The sequence below is a fragment of the Robiginitalea sp. genome, assembly GCF_982776155.1.
Map to the genome: position 1 here is coordinate 452,684 of NZ_CEXZKX010000001.1, position 18,332 is coordinate 471,015.

The 18,332-nt window shown below is 56.7% G+C and carries 14 protein-coding genes; 6 read left to right on the plus strand and 8 right to left on the minus strand.

Going from position 1 to position 18,332, the window contains the following annotated elements:
• Positions 1-25 precede the first annotated feature (25 nt).
• The 3 genes from AC3DKS_RS01790 to leuC all read right to left on the minus strand — a co-directional run bounded on the left by AC3DKS_RS01790 (position 26) and on the right by leuC (position 3,647).
• Positions 26-1,543 (minus strand): alpha-isopropylmalate synthase regulatory domain-containing protein, encoded by a 1,518-nt coding sequence (locus AC3DKS_RS01790; RefSeq protein WP_015754851.1) that lies wholly within the window; start codon positions 1,541-1,543, stop codon positions 26-28.
• A 29-nt stretch (positions 1,544-1,572) separates the two neighbouring features.
• A complete protein-coding gene (leuD, locus tag AC3DKS_RS01795; RefSeq protein ID WP_015754852.1) occupies positions 1,573-2,169 on the minus strand; it encodes a 3-isopropylmalate dehydratase small subunit in 597 nt (198 codons plus the stop codon).
• 68 nt (positions 2,170-2,237) lie between these two features.
• A complete protein-coding gene (leuC, locus tag AC3DKS_RS01800) occupies positions 2,238-3,647 on the minus strand; it encodes a 3-isopropylmalate dehydratase large subunit (protein WP_272607250.1) in 1,410 nt (469 codons plus the stop codon).
• 285 nt (positions 3,648-3,932) lie between these two features.
• Here leuC and AC3DKS_RS01805 point away from each other — a divergent pair, with 285 nt between their 5' ends.
• Complete coding sequence (locus tag AC3DKS_RS01805; RefSeq protein WP_272607251.1) at positions 3,933-5,066, plus strand: DUF2911 domain-containing protein; 1,134 nt, start codon at positions 3,933-3,935, stop codon at positions 5,064-5,066.
• A gap of 82 nt (positions 5,067-5,148) precedes the next feature.
• Here AC3DKS_RS01805 and recG read toward each other — a convergent pair whose 3' ends face one another.
• Complete coding sequence (gene recG, locus AC3DKS_RS01810) at positions 5,149-7,254, minus strand: ATP-dependent DNA helicase RecG (RefSeq protein WP_015754855.1); 2,106 nt, start codon at positions 7,252-7,254, stop codon at positions 5,149-5,151.
• An 81-nt stretch (positions 7,255-7,335) separates the two neighbouring features.
• On the opposite strand from recG, the gene AC3DKS_RS01815 reads away from it, so the two are divergent.
• Together AC3DKS_RS01815 and AC3DKS_RS01820 are read left to right on the plus strand one after the other, a co-directional pair.
• The gene (locus AC3DKS_RS01815; protein WP_272607252.1) at positions 7,336-9,492 is read left to right on the plus strand and encodes a M1 family metallopeptidase; all 2,157 of its coding nucleotides are present in this window, start codon (positions 7,336-7,338) and stop codon (positions 9,490-9,492) included.
• Entirely contained in the window at positions 9,489-10,394 is a 906-nt protein-coding gene (locus AC3DKS_RS01820; protein WP_272607253.1) for a patatin-like phospholipase family protein, read from the plus strand. The genes AC3DKS_RS01815 and AC3DKS_RS01820 overlap by 4 nt, the downstream gene beginning before the upstream one ends.
• A 29-nt stretch (positions 10,395-10,423) precedes the next feature.
• Here the strand turns inward: AC3DKS_RS01820 and AC3DKS_RS01825 are convergent, their stop codons facing one another.
• From AC3DKS_RS01825 to AC3DKS_RS01835, 3 genes are all read right to left on the minus strand, one after another.
• Positions 10,424-10,942: a DUF7935 family protein gene (locus tag AC3DKS_RS01825; protein WP_015754858.1), complete on the minus strand. Its 519-nt coding sequence runs from the start codon at positions 10,940-10,942 to the stop codon at positions 10,424-10,426.
• 69 nt (positions 10,943-11,011) lie between these two features.
• Positions 11,012-11,803 carry a coiled-coil domain-containing protein gene (locus tag AC3DKS_RS01830; RefSeq protein WP_272607255.1) on the minus strand — a complete coding sequence of 264 codons (792 nt, stop codon included), beginning with the start codon at positions 11,801-11,803 and terminating at the stop codon, positions 11,012-11,014.
• Positions 11,804-11,858: 55 nt separating this feature from the next.
• The gene (locus AC3DKS_RS01835; RefSeq protein WP_272607257.1) at positions 11,859-13,139 is read right to left on the minus strand and encodes an amidohydrolase; all 1,281 of its coding nucleotides are present in this window, start codon (positions 13,137-13,139) and stop codon (positions 11,859-11,861) included.
• 162 nt (positions 13,140-13,301) lie between these two features.
• On the opposite strand from AC3DKS_RS01835, the gene AC3DKS_RS01840 reads away from it, so the two are divergent.
• The 3 genes from AC3DKS_RS01840 to AC3DKS_RS01850 all read left to right on the plus strand — a co-directional run bounded on the left by AC3DKS_RS01840 (position 13,302) and on the right by AC3DKS_RS01850 (position 17,380).
• Positions 13,302-15,653 (plus strand): ATP-dependent helicase, encoded by a 2,352-nt coding sequence (locus tag AC3DKS_RS01840; RefSeq protein ID WP_238528066.1) that lies wholly within the window; start codon positions 13,302-13,304, stop codon positions 15,651-15,653.
• A gap of 120 nt (positions 15,654-15,773) precedes the next feature.
• Complete coding sequence (locus tag AC3DKS_RS01845; RefSeq protein ID WP_272607259.1) at positions 15,774-16,688, plus strand: glycoside hydrolase family 16 protein; 915 nt, start codon at positions 15,774-15,776, stop codon at positions 16,686-16,688.
• Positions 16,689-16,756: 68 nt separating this feature from the next.
• Complete coding sequence (locus AC3DKS_RS01850; RefSeq protein ID WP_015754863.1) at positions 16,757-17,380, plus strand: L-threonylcarbamoyladenylate synthase; 624 nt, start codon at positions 16,757-16,759, stop codon at positions 17,378-17,380.
• An 81-nt stretch (positions 17,381-17,461) separates the two neighbouring features.
• Here AC3DKS_RS01850 and AC3DKS_RS01855 read toward each other — a convergent pair whose 3' ends face one another.
• Positions 17,462-18,325 (minus strand): OmpA family protein, encoded by an 864-nt coding sequence (locus tag AC3DKS_RS01855; RefSeq protein WP_015754864.1) that lies wholly within the window; start codon positions 18,323-18,325, stop codon positions 17,462-17,464.
• Positions 18,326-18,332 lie beyond the last annotated feature (7 nt).

The following is an 18,332-nucleotide window of genomic DNA, read 5'->3' on the forward strand; positions in this document are numbered from 1 at the left end:
AGGGCAGAACTGTCTTTGCCCGGAATCAGCCGATATTCAGCATTTTTTCAGTAGCCTTGATGGCCGAGACCGTCTGGTCGGAATCCAGCCCTCGGGTCGTGAACTCCCGGTCGTCCTGCCGCCAGGTAATGACCGTTTCGCAGAGGGCGTCCGAATTGGATCCCGGCGGTATCCGCACCGCGTAATCCACCAGGGTCGGCAACGGCCTTTTCAGGGAGCGATAGACTTTCCGCAGGGCATTCATAAAGGCGTCGAACTGGCCGTCCCCCTGGGCGTGGGCCTCGTAGTTTTCCCCCTCGATTTCCAGGGAGACCGTCGTTGAAGGCTGCAGGCCCTTGGCATGGGTGAGCACATAGGAACGGATAAAAACACGCTGTTGGTGCGACCCGCTGCCCAATACATCCGAGATGATGTACGGGAGGTCTTCACGGGTCACCTTTTCCTTCTTGTCGCCGAGTTCAATGATTCGGGCAGTTACCTTACGGAGTTCTTCGTCGTTCAGCGTCAGGCCGAGCTCCTGCAGGTTCTTCTGGATATTTGCCTTGCCGGAGGTCTTCCCCAGGGCGTATTTGCGCTTCCTCCCGAAACGTTCCGGCATCAGGTCGTTGAAGTACAGGTTCTTTTTGTTGTCCCCGTCCGCGTGTATGCCCGCGGTCTGGGTGAAGACGTTGTCCCCGACGATGGGCTTGTTGGCAGGGATGCCAATTCCGGTAAAGGCCGAGACGAGCTTGCTCACCTTGAACAGGGAGGTTTCGCTCACCCCAATGGCAACCTCGGGCATGAAGTCGTTCAGGACGGCCACCACGCTCGCAAGCGGCGCGTTCCCGGCGCGTTCGCCCATGCCGTTGACCGTCAGGTGCAACCCGTGGACCCCGGCGCTGACGGCTTCCATAACGTTAGCCACGCTCAGGTCGTAATCGTTGTGTCCGTGGAAGTCGATGTGCCCGTCCGGGTACCTGCCGATGATGTCTTCCAGGAATTCCCGCGTTTCCCCAGGCGTGAGTACCCCCAGGGTATCCGGAAGCATGATCCGGTCGATGGGCTGGGTATCCAGAAAATCGAGGAACTCATACACGTATTCCGGGGAGTTCCGCATGCCGTTGCTCCAGTCCTCCAGGTAAATATTGGTGCGGACCCCCTGTTCCCCGGCTTTCGCAATGACTTCGCGAATGTCCGAAAAATGCTTTTCCGGGGTTTTCTTCAGTTGGTATTTCAGGTGGTTCAGGGAGCCCTTGGTCAGCAGGTTCTGTACCTGGGCGCCTGCCTGTTCCATCCAGTTCAGGGAGGCACCGCCATCGACAAAGGTGAGTACTTCCACCCGGGGCAACAATCCCTTTTCGGCGGCCCAGGCGGTAATTTGCCGGACGGAATCGAATTCCCCCTCGGAAACCCGGGCAGAAGCTACCTCGATGCGATCTACCCGGAGTTCCTCCAGCAGGAGTTTGGCCAGCGTCAGTTTTTCCGATGCGGTAAAGGATACCCCTGAGGTTTGTTCCCCGTCTCGCAGGGTGGTATCCATGATCTCGATACGTCGTTTTTCCATGGGCGGGTGCCGGAAGGTTTTCCGGAGACTTAAAGCGGGGTATCCCCCGCGAAGGATTTGATTTCCTCTTTCATGTTGAGGAGGTAGTCGATGTCGTCAAAGCCGTTGAGCATGTTCTCCTTCTTGTAGCCATTGATTTCGAAGGACTCGCTGTCGCCGGTAGGCAGCAGCGTGATGGTTTGTTCCTGCAGGTTTACCTCCAGTTCGGCCTTGGGGTCCTTCTCGATGGCTTCGAATATCCGCTGCAGGAACTCGGCACTTACCTGTACCGGGAGCACCCCCACATTCAGGCAGTTGTTCCGGAATATATCTGCAAAAAAGCTGGAAACCACGCAGCGGAATCCATAGTCGTATACGGCCCAGGCGGCGTGTTCCCGGGAGGAGCCCGAACCAAAGTTCTTCCCTCCAACCAGGATTTTCCCGCTATAGATGGGGTTGTTCAATACAAAATGTTCCTTGGGCGTATTGTCCGGGTGGTACCGCCAGTCGCGGAACAGGTTATCGCCAAAACCCTTCCGTTCGGTCGCCTTGAGAAAGCGCGCCGGGATAATCTGGTCGGTATCCACATTTTCTATGGGCAGCGGGACTGCGGTACTTCTCAGGATGGTGAATTTATCGTATGCCATTTGAATGCTGTTTAATACGGGTATGCGCCTTTTGAATACCCAATGGGTTTTTAAAATTCCTTTCAGTATCAGGCCAGTTCCGGTTCCAGGAGTTCCCTGGGGTCGGTTACCTTTCCGGTTATCGCGGCTGCGGCGGCTACCAGCGGGCTGGCCAGCAGGGTGCGGGCCCCGGGCCCCTGCCTTCCTTCAAAGTTTCTGTTGGAGGTGCTCACGGCGTATTTTCCCGCGGGAATCTTGTCGTCGTTCATCGCCAGGCAGGCAGAACATCCGGGTTCGCGCAATTCAAAACCCGCAGCCTGGAGGATGTCCAGGATCCCTTCCTCCCGAATAGCCGCTTCCACCTTGTGGGAGCCGGGTACGAGCCAGGCCGTGACATTATCTGCCTTCTTCCTGCCCCTGACGATCTTCGAGAAAGCCCGGAAATCTTCTATTCGTCCGTTGGTACAGCTGCCGAGGAATACAAAGTCAACCGGCTTGCCGATCATCGCTTCGCCTTCGGCAAAGTCCATATACTCCAGGGATTTGCGATAGGTGGCTACCCCGCCTTCCATGGACTCCGCCGTGGGAATGGTACGGGATATGCCGACACCCATCCCCGGGTTTGTCCCGTAGGTAATCATCGGTTCGATATCGGAGGCGTAAAAATTGATTTCCTTGTCGAAAACCGCGTCCGAGTCGGAATGCAGCGTTTTCCAGTAGGCCATGGCGGTATCCCAGTCGGCGCCGGAAGGCGCGTATTCCCGGCCGCGGATGTACTCAAATGTTTTTTCATCCGGAGCAATCATCCCTCCGCGGGCGCCCATTTCGATGCTCAGGTTGCAAACGGTCATCCTGCCTTCCATGCTCATATTGCGGAAAACCTCACCGGAATATTCCACAAAGTACCCGGTGGCACCGGAGGTGGTTAGCCTGGAGATGATGTAGAGTGCCACGTCCTTGGGGGTGACGGCCTCGCTCAGGTTCCCGTCGATGTTGATCCGCATACGCTTGGGTTTGGGCTGCATGATGCACTGGGTGGCCAGGACCATCTCTACTTCCGAAGTTCCGATGCCAAAGGCAATGGCCCCGAATGCGCCGTGGGTGGAAGTATGGGAGTCACCGCACACGATGGTGGCCCCGGGTACGGTAATCCCGTTCTCGGGCCCGATTACGTGCACGATGCCGTTCTTCTCATGGCCAAGCCCCCAATAGGGGATGCCGTGTTCAGCGGCATTTTTTTCCAGGGCCTCGAGTTGTTTGGCCGAAAGCGGATCCTTAACCGGCAGGTGCTGGTTCCGGGTAGGGGTATTGTGGTCGGCGGTAGCAAAGGTCCGGTTGGGGTAGAGCACCGGGATACCCCGGTTTTTCAACCCCAGGAATGCCACCGGGCTGGTCACTTCGTGGACCAGGTGGCGGTCGATGAAAAGGACATCCGGCCCGTTGTCTATTTTGCGGACCACGTGGGAGTCCCATACTTTGTCGAATAGTGTCTTGCTCATAGTGCTTAAGGCTCGATAAGTTTCATAAAAAGCGCTTACGAAGATACTAATCGGGACCCCGCTGTGAAAATGCACCCCCTGTAAATTACGATGCCCAAAACGGGCGGGATGTTAATATGCGCTGCGATTTTACTACCTTAAGAGGGCAAACCCCCGTCGGGACTTCCCGTTGCACGGTTTTTTTAACAGGGGCGCGCTGCGGTTTAAGATATTGATAACTTGCGCCGCTTCCAACGCGGGTTAACTTATAAACATCTCATTGCGAACCGTCTAAACATATGTGAAATGGAACAAATTTACTCCTTGCAACGGCAGGTAGCCTCCCGTTTGCAAAAAATGGTTTTTCCCCTCCTCCTGGGGTTGATGGCCTATCCGATACAGGCCCAGCTGGACCTGCCAAGGGGCAGCCAGATGGCCCGGGTTACCCAGCGGGTCGGGATCAGCGACATCACGATCGAATATTCCCGACCGGCAGTAAATGGCCGGGAAATTTGGGGCGCCCTGGTACCCTACGGCATGAACAACCTGGGTTTCGGTTCAGCCGCCGAATCGCCCTGGAGGGCCGGCGCCAATGAAAACACCACCTTCAGCCTCACCCACGATGCCCTGGTGGAAGGGGAACCCTTGCCTGCCGGCACCTACGGCCTTCATATGGTCATCCACCCGGACAACCGGGCCACGGTTATTTTCTCGAACAATAGCGGGGCGTGGGGAAGCTATTTCTACGACCCTTCTGAAGATGCCCTCCGCGTGGAGGTCGGTACTACTGAAATCCCCCATACGGAATGGCTGGAATACGGATTTACCGATTTATCCGCCAACGGAGCCACTGCAAGCCTGCACTGGGAGAAAAAGGAAATCCCCTTCAAGGTATCCTTCGACACCCCCGCCCTGACCATGGCATTTATCCGGCAGAAGCTGCAGAACCAGGAAGGCTTTACGCGTCAGTCATGGGAGCAGGCGGCCAATTATGCGCTCAACAACGGCGGCGATTTGGATGAAGCGCTCGGCTGGATCAACGCGGCCATTTCCGGCCAATTCTTCAGCCAGAAAGACTTCAACAACCTGAGTATCAAAGCACAGATCCTCGATGCCCAGGGCAAAACGGAAGCGTCCGAGGCCGCCATAGACGAAGCCATGCAACTCGGGACGGTATTCCAGGTACACGGCTACGGCCGGCAATTGATTGCCCGCGGTCAACCCGAACAGGCCCTGAGAGTGTTTCAGAAGAACGCCAAAAACCATAAAAACACATGGCCGGTAGACTATGGACTGGCACGTGGCTACAGCGCATTGGGGGATTATCAGAAAGCGCTGAGGCACCTGAAGATTGCCCGGGAACGCGCCCCGGACGAACTGAACCAGAATGCCATTGAGGCGAATATCGCCAAACTGGAGGCCGGGGAAGACATTAATTAAGGTGGGCACATCGGATAAGGTACTGGCGCGCAGTATGGACAGGTCAAACTAACGGGGCCCGGGCCGGCGAAGGGGTGCGTAGCTAGCTGATATAGTCCCAACGGTTCTGGAAAACCTCCATTTGCTGTAGCCTGGTGCGGACCACCCGGTTTTCCGCCTGTTCCAGGCCGGGGTCTGCAAGCAGCAGCTGACGGGCGAATTCACGTGCGGACTGCAGGAGTTCCCGGTCCCTCACCAGGTCGGCGATCCGCAGGCTCAACACCCCGCTTTGCTGGGTTCCCAGCAGGTTGCCCGGGCCTCGCAATTTCAGGTCGGTTTCGGCAATTTCAAAGCCGTCATTCGTACGGGCCATGGTTTGCAGGCGCGTGCGCGCTTCTTCCGATAATTTCTCCCCGCACATCAGGATGCAATAACTCTGGTCCGCCCCGCGGCCCACCCGCCCGCGGAGTTGATGCAACTGGGAGAGCCCAAACCGCTCCGCACTTTCGATGACCATCACGCTGGCGTTCGGGACGTTCACCCCGACCTCGATCACCGTTGTGGCTACCATGATCTGCGTCTTGCCTTCTGCAAAACGCTGCATTTCGTATTCCTTTGCCTCCGGTTTCATCTGCCCGTGGACAATGGATACCTGGAAGTCCGGCTGGGGGAATTCCCGGCTGATACTTTCAAACCCGTCCATCAAATCCTTGTAATCCATTGCTTCGGATTCCTGGATCAGCGGGTAGACGATGTATGCCTGGCGGCCTTTGCGAATCTCGTCTTTGAGGAATCCGAAAACGCGGAGCCGGTCCCTGTCGCCCCTCAGGACGGTACGCACGGGCTTTCGCCCGGGCGGCAGCTCGTCGATGAGGCTGATGTCCAGGTCCCCGTAAAGGCTCATGGCCAGGGTTCGGGGGATCGGGGTGGCCGTCATCACCAGGATATGCGGGGGGCGCTTGTTCTTTTTCCACAGTTTGGCGCGTTGTGCCACCCCGAAGCGGTGTTGCTCGTCGATAATGGCCAGGCCGAGGTTATTAAACTTTACCCGGGGCTCCAGGACCGCATGGGTCCCGATCAATATGGGTAAACTGCCGTCCGACAGCCCGGCCAGCAGCGGTTTGCGATCCTTTTCCTTTACGGATCCCGTCAGCAGACCGACCGGCAGGCCCAGGGGCTCCAGCAATTCGCTGACCGCGTTGAAATGTTGCTGGGCGAGGATCTCGGTAGGGGCTACCAGGCAGGCCTGATACCCGTTGTCAAGCGCCAGGAGGATGGTCAGTACGGCCACAATGGTTTTCCCGGAGCCAACGTCACCCTGGAGCAACCGGTTCATCTGGGCATTGCTTCCGAGGTCTGCCCGGATCTCCCGGATAACCCGTTTCTGGGCCCCGGTCAGGTCAAAGGGCAGGTGGTCCTTGTAGAATGCGGTAAAACGTTCGCCCACCTGTTCAAAGAGGTACCCCCGTATCCGTTTTTTCCGCTCGTGTTTTTTGGAGAGCAGGGCCAGCTGAATATAGAAGAGCTCCTCGAATTTCAGGCGGGCCTGGGCCCGGGCCAAAAGTGCATTGGAATCCGGAAAATGTATCTGCACCAGCGACCGGGGTTTCGGGAGTAATTGCAAGGCCTCCAAAATGCGGTCCGGCAGCGTTTCCGGCAGAACCTCCCGCACCTGTGCCAGGACCGCTGCCACCCACTGGGTAAGCAGCCGGTTGGAAATGCCCTGCCGGGTGAGTTTCTCGGTAGACGGGTAGACGGGTTGCATCCTGATCCGCTTTTGCTGCTGGTGGGCCGAGAGGAGTTCCAGGTCCGGGTGCGGCATGGAGAATGCCCCGTTGTACCAATTGACGCGCCCGAAAATGACATAGGGTTCCCCGAGCTTCAAACGTTCCCTGAACCATTTCTGGCTCCGGAACCAGACCAGTTCCATTTCCCCGGTATCGTCCCGGAAGGTTGCCACCAGCCGCTTGCCCCGCTTTTGCTCCACAGTCTTCAGGTGCACGATTTTACCGATTAACTGGACTTCGGCGCTGCTTCGCTCCAATTCGCGGATTTTGTAATACCGGGATTTATCGATGTAGCGGTTCGGGAAGAAATACAGCAAGTCCCGGAACGTCTTCAGCCCCAGCTCAGACTCCAGCAGCCGGGCCCTCCCGGGCCCGACTCCCTTCAGGTACGCGAGCGGGGTATTCCTGGGATCGGGTTGCATCGGACTAAATTAAGGGTTCCCCCATATTCCTGCAACCGTCCAAATGCCTAAATTTGGGAAACAAACCCTGGCAATCCACCCATGCGAACCCGATGCTTGCCCCTGATGCTGATGTGTTTCCTGGCCATGGCCAGAGGCCAGCAACCCGGGGTAGATTTTATTGCCGGCACCATATCCATCCTCCCGGAGGCCTCCGACCATTCCATCCGGGGAACCGTACACTATACATTCCATTTCGCCGGGAAGGCAGACAGTATCTATCTGGATGCCCACAATATGGAAATCCACCGTCTGACGGTGGACGGCCAACCCGCCACCTTTACCGCAAACGGCAAAGAACTCGCATTGGTTGCCCCCCGGGACCCGGGCCAGCATGAATTGCGAATCGAATACCTGGCCCGCCCAAGACAAACGGTTTATTTCATCGGCCCGGAAGGCGACGGGGGGGATAGCCAGATATGGACACAGGGCCAGGGAAAATACAGCAGCCACTGGGTTCCCAGTTTTGACGATATGCGTGAGAAAGTAGTCTTTGACCTGGAGGTTACCGCTGCACGCGGCCGGGAAGTTATTGCCAACGGGGTGCTAGAGGAGAAACGCAATCAGGGAGACAGGGTAACCTGGGTGTACGATATGGAGCAACCGATGAGCAGTTACCTGCTGGCTTTTGCCATTGGCCGGTACGACAGCATTGGGATGCAGTCGGCCTCCGGGGTCCCCATTGCCCTGTATTATCCGGCAGGGCGCCGTGCGGATGCCCGCCGGACATACCGGCATACCGATCGGGTCTTCAATTTCCTGGAGCGAGAAATCGGGGTGCCCTATCCCTGGCAGAATTACAAACAGGTGCCGGTGCGCGACTTTATGTACGCAGGCATGGAAAATACGGGGACCACATTTTTTGCCGACTCCTACCTGGTGGACTCCATTGGGGTGAACGACCGGAATTACCTGAACGTCAACGCACACGAACTCGCGCACCAGTGGTTTGGCAACCTGGTGACCGAAACGGACGGGGGCCAGCACTGGCTGCACGAGGGGTTTGCCACATACTACGCCTACCTGGCGGAAGGCCATATCCTGGGGGAGCGGGAAATGTACTGGGCGCTTTACCGTTCCGCCAATGCGCTGAAGCAACTCAGCCGGGACGGCAGCGGGGAGTCGCTTCTTGACCCGGGATCGGGCAGTTTGACGTTCTACGAGAAAGGGGCCTGGGCGCTCCTGGCCCTGAGGAATCTGGTGGGGGACACAGCTTTTCGGGAAGGGGTCCGATCCTACCTGCATACCTATGCATTCGGCAATGCAACCGTCGATGGATTCCTGGAGGTGATGGAGCGCGCAGCCGGAACTTCCCTGGATGGTTTTCGCCAACAATGGCTTGAAGGCAAAGATTTCCCTTACGAAGCGGCCATTTCCCACCTCAGGGAACGGGATGCTTCACTGGCCCGGTACCTGGACCTGATATCCGGGGAAGCGGGAAGCGGGGAGGGGAAAGTTGCAGGGGCCGGGGACGACCATGCGGCAGCCGAACGTGACAATGCAGTTCAGGATGTTGCCGCCCCGGGCCAGGAGGTGCTGCTAAATGCCTGGGAAGCCTTTGATGCGGCCCCATACCGGGCGGCCCTGGCCACCCGGTACGGGGCTTTGTTTGGCCCCGAATTGCTGGAAAAGTCCCGGGCAGATTCCCGGCCCGAGGTGCAAAAAGCCCTGCTCAGCATTCCGTTGCCAAACGATCCGGGGGTGCAGGCCTGGCTTGAGGGCCTCCTGGATGCACCCAGTTACGAAATCCGGGAAGCAGTCCTCTACAGGTTGTGGTCCGGGTTTCCCGACAGGCGGGCCGAATACCTGGACCGGACGGCAGACAATCCGCTTATCCAGGCCCCGAACCTGAAACAATTGTGGTGGTTGCTGGCCCTGCTCACCGAGGGGTATGCCGATCCGGAAACCGGCAGGGCGTACCTGGGGAATCTCCGGGGAACAACGGGTCCCGATTTTGACCGGGAGGTTCGCGAAAACGGTTTTCGGCTCCTCCATCAGGCCGACGCCCTGGGGGAGGAAAACCTCAAAGACCTGTTGGGCGCCACGGAACACCACAGTTGGCAGTTTCGCAAATTTGCCCGGCGGCTGCTGGACAAATTAATCGCAGCCCGGCCGGAGCGCGGCCTCTGGCAATCTCTGGCGCAGGGGCTTTCCAGGGAACGGTTCAAATATGTCTACAATAAAATTGAGGAATTATGAGAGCATTGGTGATATCCGGGGGAGGCAGCAAAGGGGCCTTTGCCGGAGGGGTTGCCCAATTCCTGATGGAACAGCGGGGATACGACTACGATTTACTGTTGGGGACCTCTACGGGCAGCCTGTTGATCAGCCACCTGGCCCTCCAGAAAATTGAGAAGATCCGCAAGGTATACACCAGCGTGAATCAGCAGAGCATCTTCAGTAACCTGCCGTTTACCATCAGCCACAAATACGGGGTAGACAGCATCGGGATCAACCACTGGAATGTTCTGAGGAATTTTATGCGGGGCAGCAAAACCTTCGGGGAGAGCCACAACCTGTTGAAACTCATTCGGAAAACGATTACCAAAGAGGAGTTTCAAACCCTGAAAATGGGCCCCAAGGACCTCGTGGTGACCGTCTCGAACCTGTCGCTCAACCAGGTGGAATACAAGTCCATCAACGACTTTGACTACGACGAATTCTGCGAATGGATCTGGATATCCTGCAATTATATCCCGTTTATGAGCCTGGTCCGCAAAAACGGGTGCGAATATGCCGATGGCGGGCTGGGGTCCATGGTACCCATTGAAGAAGCTATCCGACGCGGTGCCACCGAAGTGGATGCGATTGTCCTGCACACGGAGGTGACCCACCTGAACCGGATGCCGTCGCGCAACGCGTTCTCCCTGATGACCAATATGTTCGCCTTTATGCTCGACCGGATTGAACAGCAGAATATCAAAATCGGGAAATTCGTTGCGAGCAACCAGAACGCGCTCATCAACTTCTACTATACCCCGACCATCCTGACGACCAATTCGCTGATTTTTGACAAGGAGCAAATGACGCAATGGTGGGAACGCGGGTTTCAGTATGCCGCTTCAAAGAGCGAGCAGGCCAGCGAACTGGAACCGGAATAGCAGGGGCAATATTCGGGCAATTGCGGGGCCTACCAGAGTTCCCCGATCTCTTTCTTGACAAAAGCCAGAGCCGTAGCGGAAGGGGAGGCCTTGTCCATCGTGTCGTTGAGGATGTCCTCCCGAAGCTTTTCGGCCGTATCCGACGTGCTCATCCCGGCTTTCCGGATGGCCTGAATGGTAGCGTTCTTGGCCGCCTTGATCACATTCCAGCACTCATCCGTCATGTAGATTTGCTGGGAGAGGTTGTGGTCGAATTCGTTTTCGATGTTGCGGATCAGCAGGTTTTCATACTCCGATTTGTCGGCGGATTTCGGAGCTACCCGCACCACGAGGCTCGGGATGGAAATCCGCTCCAGGAAAAGGGCCATCCGCTCGTAGGCCTGCAACCGGATGGGCAGGGCCTCCTTCTGGTTTTCTTTGTGGAGCAGGTATCGCCTGCGGCCTTCCTCGTTCCGGGTGTGCAGCCTGAAAAAGTAAAAGGCCACCACTCCGGTTACCACGGCGGGCAAAAGGAAGGCAAAAAGTTGTAGAATATCGTCTCCGGTCATCGTGTTGGTTTTGGTTTGGTTTCTTGTGGGAAAACGGCTGAAATCCCCAAAAAGTATCCCATTGCGGGTCTAATTCTTGGTTTGCGATTTAACCTGCTGATAAAATTCCCTGTAACCCGGATGGATCAGGATGTCCACCCCTTCGCTGAAATTCCCGTCCCGGCCCCTGGCGCTCAACCGGCCGGCCGGGATGTCGTAGTCATCCCTCAGCGCATTCATCACGGAAACTCCCTGCCGGGCGGCCAGGGCGAGGTCGCCGATCATCGACAGGCCTTCTACCGTTACGTCCAGGTGTGGGTGCGACTTCAGCAATTCGGAAATACCCTGTAGCCAGGGGCCGGCTTCTTCGGTGATTTCAGTTCCGGTATCGCTTCCAAACACTTGTTCCAGGCTGCCGGAGATTACCAGGCCGCCTCCGGAAACCTTGAGTTTCGCATCGGGCCCCAGGGTGGCCTTTGCATCCGACAACAGGGCGATGATGGAGGAATCGTTCCGGCTGATGGTCTCGGTCATCGCCCGCAATTCCTGCTCCTTGTTTTGCAGGGAACCCAGGGCCTGGTTCAGGGCCGAGGTATTCTTGTTGGAAACCTCGGCGAAACTCCCCAGGTTTTCTAGCAATGTGGCGTTGGCCTCCTTGAGTTCGCCCACTTGTTTTTCGTAGGAATCTGCGCGTGCCAGGCTGGCTTTTTCACGTGCCTGGGCCTCCGCCAGCTCGCGCCGAACCTGCATCAGTTCGGACTCCAGCGTATCGATCTGCGCCTGCAATTCACTCCGTCGCTGGCCCATGGCGCTACAGGCAACCAGCATAGCCATAACCAACAAGAGCGGGAAATATTTTGGGGTTCGGGTACTATTCTCCATACTACAACATTCGGGTTTTCTGCAAATATACGTTTCCTGCGGATCGTTCCGGGGCTTAATTCCCGGCACCCAGATAATCGAGGGTCAGTTCGGTCATCGCCCGGACGCCCAGGAGCATCCCGGAGTCGTCTATTTTGAAATCCGGGGTGTGGTGGGGGAAGGACTCCGTATTTCCCGGGGTCATCCCGCCCAGGAAGAAGAAGAACCCGGGGACCTCCCGCTGGAAATACGAGAAATCCTCTGCCCCGGTTACCGCCTTGGAGTTTTTCACGTTTTCCGCCCCGGCAACCCGCTGGAGGGTGGGAAGCATTTGCTCTACCAGGGCCGGGTCGTTGTGGGTAATGTCCGTTGCATCCCGGATGGTCAGGGTCGCTTCGCCCTGGTAGGCCTTGGCGATACCGGTGATCATTTCCTCCATACGCCGGTTGATCTGGTCCTTCATATCGTAGTCAAGCGTGCGGATGGTCCCGATCATTTCGGCGCTCTCGGGGATGATGTTAAAACGCACCCCGCTCTTGATCTTGCCCACGGTGATTACGGCCGCCTCGTTGGTCAGGTTTGCCTCCCGGGAAATAATGGTCTGCAGGCCGTCGATGATCTTGGCGCTGATCAGGATCGGGTCTACCCCGGACCAGGGCTGGGAGCCGTGCGACTGTTTCCCTTTTACCCGGATGGTAAATTCCTGGGCAGCGGCCATTACGCCGCCGGATTTATAGCGAATGGTTCCTACAGGAGTCTGGGAATTGATGTGCAGGCCAAAGATGGCATCCACGTCCGGGTTTTTCAGGACCCCTTCTTTTACCATGAGCAGGGCGCCGCCTTCTTCCCCGGGGGGTGGGCCTTCCTCTGCCGGCTGGAAAATAAATTTCACGGTTCCGTTGATTTTGTCCCTGTGCCCGGAGAGGATTTCCGCAACCCCCATGAGGATGGCCGTATGCGTATCATGCCCGCAGGCGTGCATCACGCCCACTTCTTCGCCCAGGAATTCCGCGGTCACCTCGGATTTGAACGGCAGGTCGTTCCGCTCCCGTACGGGCAGGGCGTCGATATCGGCGCGCAGGGCCACTACTTTGCCTGGCCGGTCTCCCTTGAGGACGCCGACAACCCCCGTGTGGGCCACGCCGGTTTGCACTTCGATTCCGAGTGATTTCAGGTGGGCTGCAATCTTTTCAGCCGTCTTGAACTCCCGGTTCGACAATTCGGGGAATTGGTGGATATCGTGGCGCCAGTCGATTACTTTGGCTTCGATGGCCTGGTATTCGGATTCAAGGTTGGCGTGCTGGGCAAATCCTGCGGTTGCGGCAAGCAGCAGAAAGCATCGGATCAGTTGTTTCATAGGGTCATTTTATTATCGTTTGCAAGAATTAGTGGATGGTACCGGATGGGCTCGGCGCTGCGGCCCGCCGGGTTGAAAGGGCCTAAAGATATTCAAATTGGAAAAAACGACCCCGGATTGTTTATAATTCCCGTTGGAACCGTTTTGAGGTTGCGGTGAATTATGGCTAAATTCACCCCCTCTAAGTTGCTGCCCGGCATGTTTCTCGATGAACTCAATGATGCACAGAAGGCACCCGTCCTCCACAAGGACGGGCCCTTGATGGTAATAGCCGGAGCCGGCTCGGGGAAGACCCGCGTGCTGACCTACCGAATTGCCCACCTGATGAACCAGGGCGTGGACGCCTTCAACATCCTGTCCCTGACCTTTACAAACAAAGCGGCCCGGGAGATGAAGAAGCGGATTGCAGACATCGTGGGTTCCGGGGAAGCCAAAAACCTGTGGATGGGCACCTTTCATTCCGTCTTTGCCCGGCTGCTGCGCTACGACGGCGACAAATTGGGTTACCCGAGCAATTTCACCATCTACGACACCCAGGATTCCCAGCGGCTGATCGCCTCGATCATCAAGGAGATGGGCCTGGACAAGGATGTGTACAAGTACAAGCAAATCCAGCAGCGCATTTCCTCCTATAAAAACAGCCTCATTACCGTAAAGGCCTATTTCCAGAACCCGGAACTCATGGAGGCGGACGCGATGGCCAAACGGCCCAGGCTGGGGGAAATCTACCGGCATTACGTGGACCGTTGCTTTAAGGCAGGGGCCATGGACTTTGACGACCTGCTCCTGCGGACCAACGAACTGCTGAACCGTTTCCCTGAAGTGCTGCACAAATACCAGGAGCGTTTCCGCTACATCCTGGTGGATGAGTACCAGGACACGAACCATTCCCAGTACCTGATCGTTCGGGCGCTTGCAGACCGGTTCCAGAATATCTGCGTGGTTGGGGACGATGCCCAGAGTATCTATTCCTTCCGTGGCGCCAATATCACGAACATCCTGAATTTTCAGCGGGATTACGACGACGTGGCGGTGTATCGCCTGGAACAAAACTACCGTTCCACAAAGAATATTGTCGGGGCGGCCAACAGCGTGATCGCCCGGAATAAAAACCAGCTCGAAAAAGTAGTGTGGACTTCCAATGAGGAAGGGCCTCGCATTAAGTTGCACCGCAGTCCCACCGATGCCGAAGAGGGGCGTTTTGTGGCGTCGTCCATCTTTGAGGAGAAAATGCGGCACCAAATGCCCAACGGACATTTTGCCGTCCTCTACCGGACCAACTCCCAGTCCCGGGCCATCGAGGACGCGCTCCGGAAACGCGATATTCCCTACCGGATCTACGGGGGGCTGTCCTTTTACCAACGAAAGGAAATCAAGGACGTACTGGCCTACCTGCGCCTCATTGTGAACCCCGGGGACGAAGAGGCCCTGAAGCGGGTTGTCAATTTCCCCACGCGGGGCATCGGGCAAACCACCATGGATAAGTTAACCGTGGCGGCCAACGCATCCGGCCGCACCATTTTTGAACACATCGAAAACCTGGAGAGCGAGCCGCTTGGGCTGAACCGGGGGACCCGGGGGAAGCTGTCGGATTTCGCAACGATGATCCGGAGTTTCCAGGTACTCAACCAAAGCGCCGATGCCTTTACGCTTGCCGAACACGTGGCCAAAAAATCCGGGTTGCTGTTGGAGTTCAAAAAGGACGGGACGCCGGAAGGGATAGCCCGCATGGAGAATATCGAAGAGCTCCTCAACGGGATCAAGGACTTTGTGGAAGGGCAGAAGGAAGTGGCCGATGCCAAAGGCGACCTGTCGGAATTTCTGGAGGACGTTGCCCTGGCCACGGACATGGACAAGGATACGGGCGATGAGGACCGCGTGGCCCTGATGACCATCCACCTGGCCAAGGGGCTGGAATTCCCCTACGTGTATATTGTGGGGATGGAGGAAGACCTCTTCCCCTCGGCCATGAGCATGAATACGCGGAGCGAACTCGAAGAGGAGCGACGGCTGTTCTACGTGGCGCTGACCCGGGCAGAAAAACAGGCCTACCTTACCTATACCCAGAACCGCTACCGATGGGGGAAACTCATCGATGCGGAACCCAGCCGGTTTATCGAGGAAATCGAGGAGTCTTATATCGAAAACTTAACTCCGGTAGACAACTACCGCTACCGCCCCCTGATCGATTCGGATATTTTCGGGGACGTGGATAAAAGCCGGCTGCGGCAGAAGAAACCGGTTGCGGGAACCCCTCCGTCCCGGACCGGGCCCAAACCCGAACAGCTCCGGAGGCTCCGGAAACTGAAACCGGATATTGCCTCTCCCAAAGGTTCGGACACGGTCATCGCCGACCTGCAGGAGGGAACCCGCGTGGACCATTCGCGCTTTGGGGCGGGCACCGTATTGAAAGTGGAAGGCGCGGGCAACGACAAGAAGGCCGAAATCCGTTTTGAACGGGGGGATGTCAAAAAGCTGCTGCTCCGTTTTGCCAAACTCCGGGTACTCGATTAAAGCGGGGCCGGCCGTTGGTTCTTACCGGCCAATTGTCGTACCTTATCCCGTGGATAGTGGATTTACGACCGCAGCCTTCCGGTGCAAGCCGGTATAGTATTCACCAAAAGATTTGAGATAATGAACCTGAACCTGAATTGTTTCGCCAGCATCGCACTCCTGGCCTCCCTGTGGATGCTCCCGGGCTGCCAGTCCTCCGGGAATGCGCAGGAACCTGAAGTAAACCAGCCTGCCGACGATACGCCGGATACCGCATCGCTGCCCGATGTGGATGCGCCGGATTACTGGGATGACGCCGAACTGGTCTGGAGCGATGAATTTGACGGGGATGCCCTGGACACCGAAAAATGGCGTTTTGAAACCGGCGCCCATGGCTGGGGAAACAACGAATGGCAGAACTACGTGGAAGACGGGGTTACAGAAGTCAGTGAGGGGACGCTGAAAATCACGGCCCGCAAGGTCGGTTCCGGGGGCAATGCAGGGGACTACGAATCGGCCCGGCTGAACAGCCGGCAGGATTTCACCTATGGCCGGCTGGAGATCCGGGCGCGTATCCCGGAGCACAAAGGCAACGGCATCTGGCCGGCCCTCTGGATGCTCGGATCGAATATCGGGACGGTGGGATGGCCGCATTGCGGCGAGATCGATATTATGGAATACGTGAGCTTTGAGCCCGACCAGATGCATTTTTCCATCCACAGTTCGGCCAATAACCATATGAATGGCACACAGATCACCTCAGGCCCGGTTCCCCTGGAAACGGTGGAGGAGGAATTCCATGTCTACGGGGTGCTCTGGACATCCAAATACCTGAAGTTTTACCTGGACGACCCGGCCAATGTGGAGCTGATCTTTCGGCGACCCATCCCGACAACTGCCGAAAACTGGCCATTCAGCCAGCCGTTTTATTTCCTGATGAACATTGCCGTCGGGGGCAACTGGGGCGGGCTCCAAGGGGTGGATGACAGCATCTTCCCGGCTACCATGGAGGTGGATTATGTGCGGGTTTACCAGGTGCCGCGAAGCGACGGCTGAGTATCCTCGGGAAAAGTGTCCCACATCTTCGAAATGCGAGTAATTTTCTAATTGGAATAGTTGGAGTTATGGCAGAATTCATCAAACTCTACGAGGAGAACCCGAACCCGAAAGCCGTCAGGCAGGTGGTGGAGGCTTTCCGGGACGGGGGGCTGGTTATCTACCCCACCGATACGGTTTACGGCCTGGGCTGTGATATTACCAACAGCCGGGCCCTGGAACGTCTGGCGCGTATCAAGGGGGTAAAATTGCACAAGGCAAACTGGTCGTTTATCTGCGAGGACCTGAGCAATCTCTCCGACTATGTCCGGCAGATCGACACCCAAACCTTTAAGATCCTCAAACGGGCCCTCCCGGGCCCCTATACGTTTATCCTCCCGGGCAATAATAACCTGCCCAGGGATTTCAAGAAAAAGAAAACGGTCGGGATCCGGGTTCCCGATAACCGCATTGCCCATGCCCTGGTTGCCGGGTTGGGGCGGCCCATCGTATCCACCTCGATCCGGGACGAGGACGACGTGCTGGAGTACACCACGGACCCGGAACTGATATACGAGAAATGGGAAAACCTGGTGGATGTGGTAGTTGACGGGGGATACGGGGGGAATGTCGCCTCTACGGTCATCGATCTGTCCGGCCCCGAACCCGAAATAGTCCGGGAGGGAAAAGGCGACCTGAGTATATTGTATTAGGCAGGCTTTTCGATGAGATAAGGACAAATAAAAAACCCGCAGCAAACGCTGCGGGTTTTTACTTGTTGAAGTTCCCGGGGATTAGTTGTTAATCGCCGGATCTTCCATACCTTCTTCGATCATCGAGTAGAACTGGTCGAGTTTCGGCAGAACTACAATACGCGTACGACGGTTTTTCGCCCGGTTGGCTGCGGTATCGTTGCTCGCCAGGGGTACGTAGTAGCTGCGTCCGGCCGCTGTCATGCGGGCGGGGTCTACGCCGAAATCGTTCTGCAGGATACGCACCACGGAGGTAGCCCGCTTGGCGCTCAGGTCCCAGTTGTCCAGAAGGACACCGCTGCGATACGGCACGTTGTCCGTATGGCCTTCCACCATAAATTCGAAATCCGGTTTGTTGTTCACCACCTGCGCAACTTTGCCCAGTACATTTTTGGCAGCGTTGGTCACGTTGTAGCTTCCGCTGCTGAAGAGCAGTTTGTCGGAGATGGAAACAAATACCACGCCTTTTTCAACACTGATCTCGATGTCCTCGTCGTCCAGGTTGCCCAGTACGCCCTTGAGGCTCTGAACCAGGGCCAGGTTAACGGAATCCCGACGGGTTACCGCGTCTTGCAGCTTCCGGATCGTCAGGTCTTTTTCCTTGAGGCTTTCCAGGGATTTTTCCAGGTTTTCCGCGCCTTTGGCGGTCAGCGTGGTCAGGTTACCCATGTTGTTGATGAGTTCCTGGTTGTTGGCCTTGAGGAAGGCGTTTTGCTCTTCGAGTGTCTGCAGGCGGGCATCGTTGGTAGCCTTTTCCTCCAGGCAGGTGTTGAGTTTTACGGTTGCTGAGTTCAGCAGGTCTTGAGTTTCTTTTTGTTTGGCTTCCAGTTCGGCATACTTTTTCTGAGATACACAGGACGAAAGTGCCAGTGCCAGACCCAGACAGCCAATAATCATTTTTTTCATAATTACT

Excerpts from the sequence above, each read along its gene's own strand:
- AC3DKS_RS01840 (WP_238528066.1), top strand. The coding sequence starts at position 13,302 with ATGGCTAAATTCACCCCCTCTAAGTTGCTGCCCGGCATGTTTCTCGAT.
- AC3DKS_RS01825 (WP_015754858.1), bottom strand. The coding sequence starts at position 10,942 with ATGACCGGAGACGATATTCTACAACTTTTTGCCTTCCTTTTGCCCGCC.
- leuD (WP_015754852.1), bottom strand. The coding sequence starts at position 2,169 with ATGGCATACGATAAATTCACCATCCTGAGAAGTACCGCAGTCCCGCTG.
- AC3DKS_RS01830 (WP_272607255.1), bottom strand. The coding sequence starts at position 11,803 with ATGGAGAATAGTACCCGAACCCCAAAATATTTCCCGCTCTTGTTGGTT.
- AC3DKS_RS01835 (WP_272607257.1), bottom strand. The coding sequence starts at position 13,139 with ATGAAACAACTGATCCGATGCTTTCTGCTGCTTGCCGCAACCGCAGGA.
- AC3DKS_RS01845 (WP_272607259.1), top strand. The coding sequence starts at position 15,774 with ATGAACCTGAACCTGAATTGTTTCGCCAGCATCGCACTCCTGGCCTCC.
- AC3DKS_RS01815 (WP_272607252.1), top strand. The coding sequence starts at position 7,336 with ATGCGAACCCGATGCTTGCCCCTGATGCTGATGTGTTTCCTGGCCATG.
- AC3DKS_RS01805 (WP_272607251.1), top strand. The coding sequence starts at position 3,933 with ATGGAACAAATTTACTCCTTGCAACGGCAGGTAGCCTCCCGTTTGCAA.
- recG (WP_015754855.1), bottom strand. The coding sequence starts at position 7,254 with ATGCAACCCGATCCCAGGAATACCCCGCTCGCGTACCTGAAGGGAGTC.
- leuC (WP_272607250.1), bottom strand. The coding sequence starts at position 3,647 with ATGAGCAAGACACTATTCGACAAAGTATGGGACTCCCACGTGGTCCGC.
- AC3DKS_RS01820 (WP_272607253.1), top strand. The coding sequence starts at position 9,489 with ATGAGAGCATTGGTGATATCCGGGGGAGGCAGCAAAGGGGCCTTTGCC.
- AC3DKS_RS01790 (WP_015754851.1), bottom strand. The coding sequence starts at position 1,543 with ATGGAAAAACGACGTATCGAGATCATGGATACCACCCTGCGAGACGGG.
- AC3DKS_RS01850 (WP_015754863.1), top strand. The coding sequence starts at position 16,757 with ATGGCAGAATTCATCAAACTCTACGAGGAGAACCCGAACCCGAAAGCC.
- AC3DKS_RS01855 (WP_015754864.1), bottom strand. The coding sequence starts at position 18,325 with ATGAAAAAAATGATTATTGGCTGTCTGGGTCTGGCACTGGCACTTTCG.